Here is a 3,563-nt window from a genome sequence, read left to right as displayed (position 1 = left end):
TCAAATTCTTATTGGTTCTGCGTTGGCTCGCGTTTCGTCTGAATCCAGAATAGCGATTATTGTATCGTAGTCTGCAACGATCTCGTCAGTCCGAACCCAGTCCATGTTCTCGATTGTGTTTTTGCCGTTTCGTGCCCAATCCAAAGCGGATGTTCCATCATCACAGACTGCTGTCATGTCCGCGCCGTGAGCAATCAGCAATTCGAAAACCGCTAATGCGCCGCTGCCCGCAGCATCCATAATCGGTGGCTGCCCAAATTGTTCTGAGCGGCCATTCACATCTGCTCCCATTTGGATGAGGAACAGGGCAATCTCGTGTTGGTGTGCGTCCGCCGCGATCCGCAGCAATTCGGTATTGGCAGCGATGTCAACACCCATTTGATGCAACTCAGAAGCCAAGTCAACATATCCCCATTCGCATGCACTTTCCATCGCGCGGCGACGCTGTTCAGCAACGGGAATGCTAGCTGGGTTGCCGTTTTCGTCGAAGGTCTTGTAACCATCGTTTTCAAGTAACCGGCGGATATCAGCGCGAGTCAGTTTCAATTGGCTTCAATCGCAGAACGGTACGGATCACGCGGTCGCCGCGAGCGACTAACCACTTCAGCAAACTTAACTCGGCGACTCGTCGTGCATCCGATTGTTCTGTGCTTTAGTGAAAACACGATTACGGTGCCAGTATCATCTCGGCTTGATGTAAGAGATCGATGACTCCGGAAGGATAACCCAAGGTGTCTTTTCGTGGAATGGAAGATCGAGAATTGGCTCTAAGCGAACGTAGTTTTCGGCCACCGCGGTAACTTTCCACGGGGAGGTGAGGTTTTTCAAGGTTTGTTCGATTCCCGCCAATCGATTCTCTTCTGTTGGCTGATCGTTGGAGACAGATTCGTAAGTTCTTTTCACCTTGGCAGCGTTCGCTTCCCATTGCTCAACATAATCTCTCTCTAGAATTTTGACCGAGGTAATCCCGTTTGAAAACGAAAGGTCGATTACAGTTCCCTTTGGCAGAAAGCCAATCAGGCGGGATGGATCACTTGCCGTATCCTGAAGTTGATTTGCGCGTGCTGTGTGGACGTATGCAGCAACGGCAATCGCCAAGAAGGTCGACGCAATGAATGCTAACTTGAGCGATCTCATTTGGAATCTCCAGATTGGGTTTTGAAACCTTGATTCACAGAACGTTAGCCGTCACCGAGGTCGGGCGGTGGATTGACCACTTCATTTGACACGACTCCCGACCTTCGTGTGCACGGCATGGTTCTGCCTCTTCGTCAGCGTCACTGCGTCTGCTGGCTTCGCTCCCACGGATGCCCTGGGGACTCCCGAAAAGCGTACCAACCAACCGGCAGGTCAGCCAGCTGACGGATGGATGGATCATGCTCTGCCACCTGGGATAAGGCGACAATCATTGCGTTTTCCTCCGTCACGTCTCCGCCATCAAGGAATTGCCAGCCACCGTCATCCAAATCGTGAGTTACGTAGAGGACCGGATTGCTGCCATCCATGATTCGATCAAGCGTAATTACGGCAAGATTCTGAGGGCTTTCGAACGGCCATTCGTCGTCCGCCCTTCGAGAGTCGTTCATCTGCGTCTCAGATATGTTGGGAAGCTGATTAGATTCGGCATCACGGCGTCCGCAACCCGTATGGATCAAAACGAGAAGTAGTGAGATACGGTAAACGCAAGTCATTGCATCGGGCAAGTTCTCAGCACTATCTTTGTGGCAGAACGTCGGCGATCACGCGGTCGGCGGGAGAGATCAACCAGTTCAATCAAACCTGCCTCGCCGACTCGTCGTGCATCGCATTGTTCCACATCTCTCAGAATCTAGTCGGGGAGATCAGTTTCGAATTTTCCAATGATCTCGCCGCCGTTGGTATAGCAGTCTAGTCCGTGCTCTGGATCCCAATCACAGTCACCGCTGAAGTTCAAATAGCGATTACTAGGGCTGGAATTTCGCAGAAGCCAAATGCTTGTAATACGGTAGTGATTCCGGATCTCGTCTGCGGAGTTTGCGCTTAGCCCAAAATCAGTTGGGTCGACTGGACAGTCCATAAATTGCCGTTTCGCCCATTCATCGAAGTCATCGACCGATGGGAAATCTTCGAGAGATAGAGACTCATAGAACGAAAGGTGATCATCCGTAAGTCCGCGTCGCGGAACGCCGATTTCAATGATCGTTGGATGTGTCGAAATCGAGATCTTTGCAGAGAGAAATGGACCATCCGCGGACAATGGTGGTAAGTCAAGTAACGGTGTCATTTAGATTGTGGAACGTTAGCGATTTCCGAGATCGCGACGATTGATTTGGAACTCAGACGAAACCTGATTCGCGATTCCGGAACATCGTCTGGTTCCCGTCTTCTTTGTAGTCCAGCTGGGTCAGCATATTCGATCTTCGACGCCCATGCCAATCTTCAGCCTGGATTCGGGCACCCGTACCATCGGCCCGCCCAGGGTCAGGTCGGCAATCAAGGCGCCGGATGTCGGTAGCGGATCAGCTTGGTCACACACTGACGATTGATTCATGCAGAGCGTTTTGCTGGACAACTGCGATGGGCGTTTCACAGTCCATCAGGAGCGTGTGAACAACGTCAAGCGACAACGGACTCTACCGGCAGTTTGAAGTTCAGCAACCGACCGCCGCCGTTTGGAGTGTCCACCGCAACGAGCAAGCAGACAGACACATCCGCACCTTTACGCGAGTCACCACGGGAACGGTAGCGATGTGCGGGCGGCGGCTCTTGACTTGCAAGCAAACGAAATCGGCGACTACCGCCGCTCCGTCACCATCGCATGGTTATCGGCCATTGTGCACTCAAATCAAGAGGGATGCAAACGATGCGGCGACGACGAACAACACGGCCAAGTTCGCAAATGCTGCGAACTGCTGGCGCCGATGCCATCTGCCAGCGTGCCGTATCGCCAGTGATGGGGCTGCGATCAGACACAAGTACGATATCCAGATCAAAGCTAAAACGACCCAGTCAAGTTCGCGAAACATATCTGGTGCCTGAAGTCCGTGGTAGTGTTCGTAAACAGTGTAACAGCTTGCGATACACACGGCAGGGAAGCTAAAACACATGGCAACTACCGTTGATCGTCGGCAGGCAACCCAGGAAAGATCAAGTACGCCGCACGCAAGTGTGTATGCCGGACGATCAGCTTCGTTCGTTCGATGGAACAGACGGTAGAAGAGTGTCGGCCAGAAGGCAACGACGATGAAGACAACTGCGATCGTCTCGGAGACAAAAGCTCCCAACAGATAGGACGCACCAAGAATTGGAGCAGCCGGAAGGAGTACGCATAGCAGCGCAACGAAGAAATCGCGTGAGGACACCTGAGCAACGCGTGGTTCAGGCAAAGGCGAGCCACCTGTCTGACTAGATGTTGCGTATGGATTCAAATCAATATTGCTCAGTCCGATAACGATTGGGATTAACGAGTCGGCGGCGAAGGACGTGGACCACAGTTCCAGACCGGATTCCGCCGATCCGTTACATCCTTTGGTTACGAGCAGTCTTGGCCGACGCTGGAAGTGGCTCGAGGGTGGATCTCACAG

At 52.5% G+C, this 3,563-nt stretch carries 5 protein-coding genes; all 5 read right to left on the bottom strand.

Translation table 11 applies throughout. The features are described from left to right. The 5 genes from NHH03_RS27620 to NHH03_RS27605 all read right to left on the bottom strand — a co-directional run bounded on the left by NHH03_RS27620 (position 1) and on the right by NHH03_RS27605 (position 2,530). The gene (locus tag NHH03_RS27620) at positions 1 to 546 is read right to left on the bottom strand and encodes an ankyrin repeat domain-containing protein (RefSeq protein ID WP_253161593.1); all 546 of its coding nucleotides are present in this window, start codon (positions 544 to 546) and stop codon (positions 1 to 3) included. Positions 547 to 681: 135 nt separating this feature from the next. Then, on the bottom strand, positions 682 to 1,137 hold the full coding sequence (locus NHH03_RS27615; protein ID WP_253161592.1) for a hypothetical protein: 456 nt from the start codon (positions 1,135 to 1,137) through the stop codon (positions 682 to 684). Between the two features lie 140 nt (positions 1,138 to 1,277). Further along, complete coding sequence (locus NHH03_RS27610; RefSeq protein ID WP_253161591.1) at positions 1,278 to 1,586, bottom strand: DUF2185 domain-containing protein; 309 nt, start codon at positions 1,584 to 1,586, stop codon at positions 1,278 to 1,280. Positions 1,587 to 1,828: 242 nt separating this feature from the next. After that, complete coding sequence (locus tag NHH03_RS28485) at positions 1,829 to 2,056, bottom strand: DUF6985 domain-containing protein (protein WP_390895660.1); 228 nt, start codon at positions 2,054 to 2,056, stop codon at positions 1,829 to 1,831. Positions 2,057 to 2,383: 327 nt separating this feature from the next. Next, the gene (locus NHH03_RS27605) at positions 2,384 to 2,530 is read right to left on the bottom strand and encodes a hypothetical protein (RefSeq protein WP_253161590.1); all 147 of its coding nucleotides are present in this window, start codon (positions 2,528 to 2,530) and stop codon (positions 2,384 to 2,386) included. Positions 2,531 to 3,563: the final 1,033 nt, after the last annotated feature.

The organism is Stieleria tagensis (assembly GCF_024129865.1).
Lineage (GTDB): Bacteria > Planctomycetota > Planctomycetia > Pirellulales > Pirellulaceae > Stieleria > Stieleria tagensis.
The sequence above is the reverse complement of the archived record's forward strand: the minus strand, read 5'-3'. Positions and strand labels throughout refer to the sequence as shown.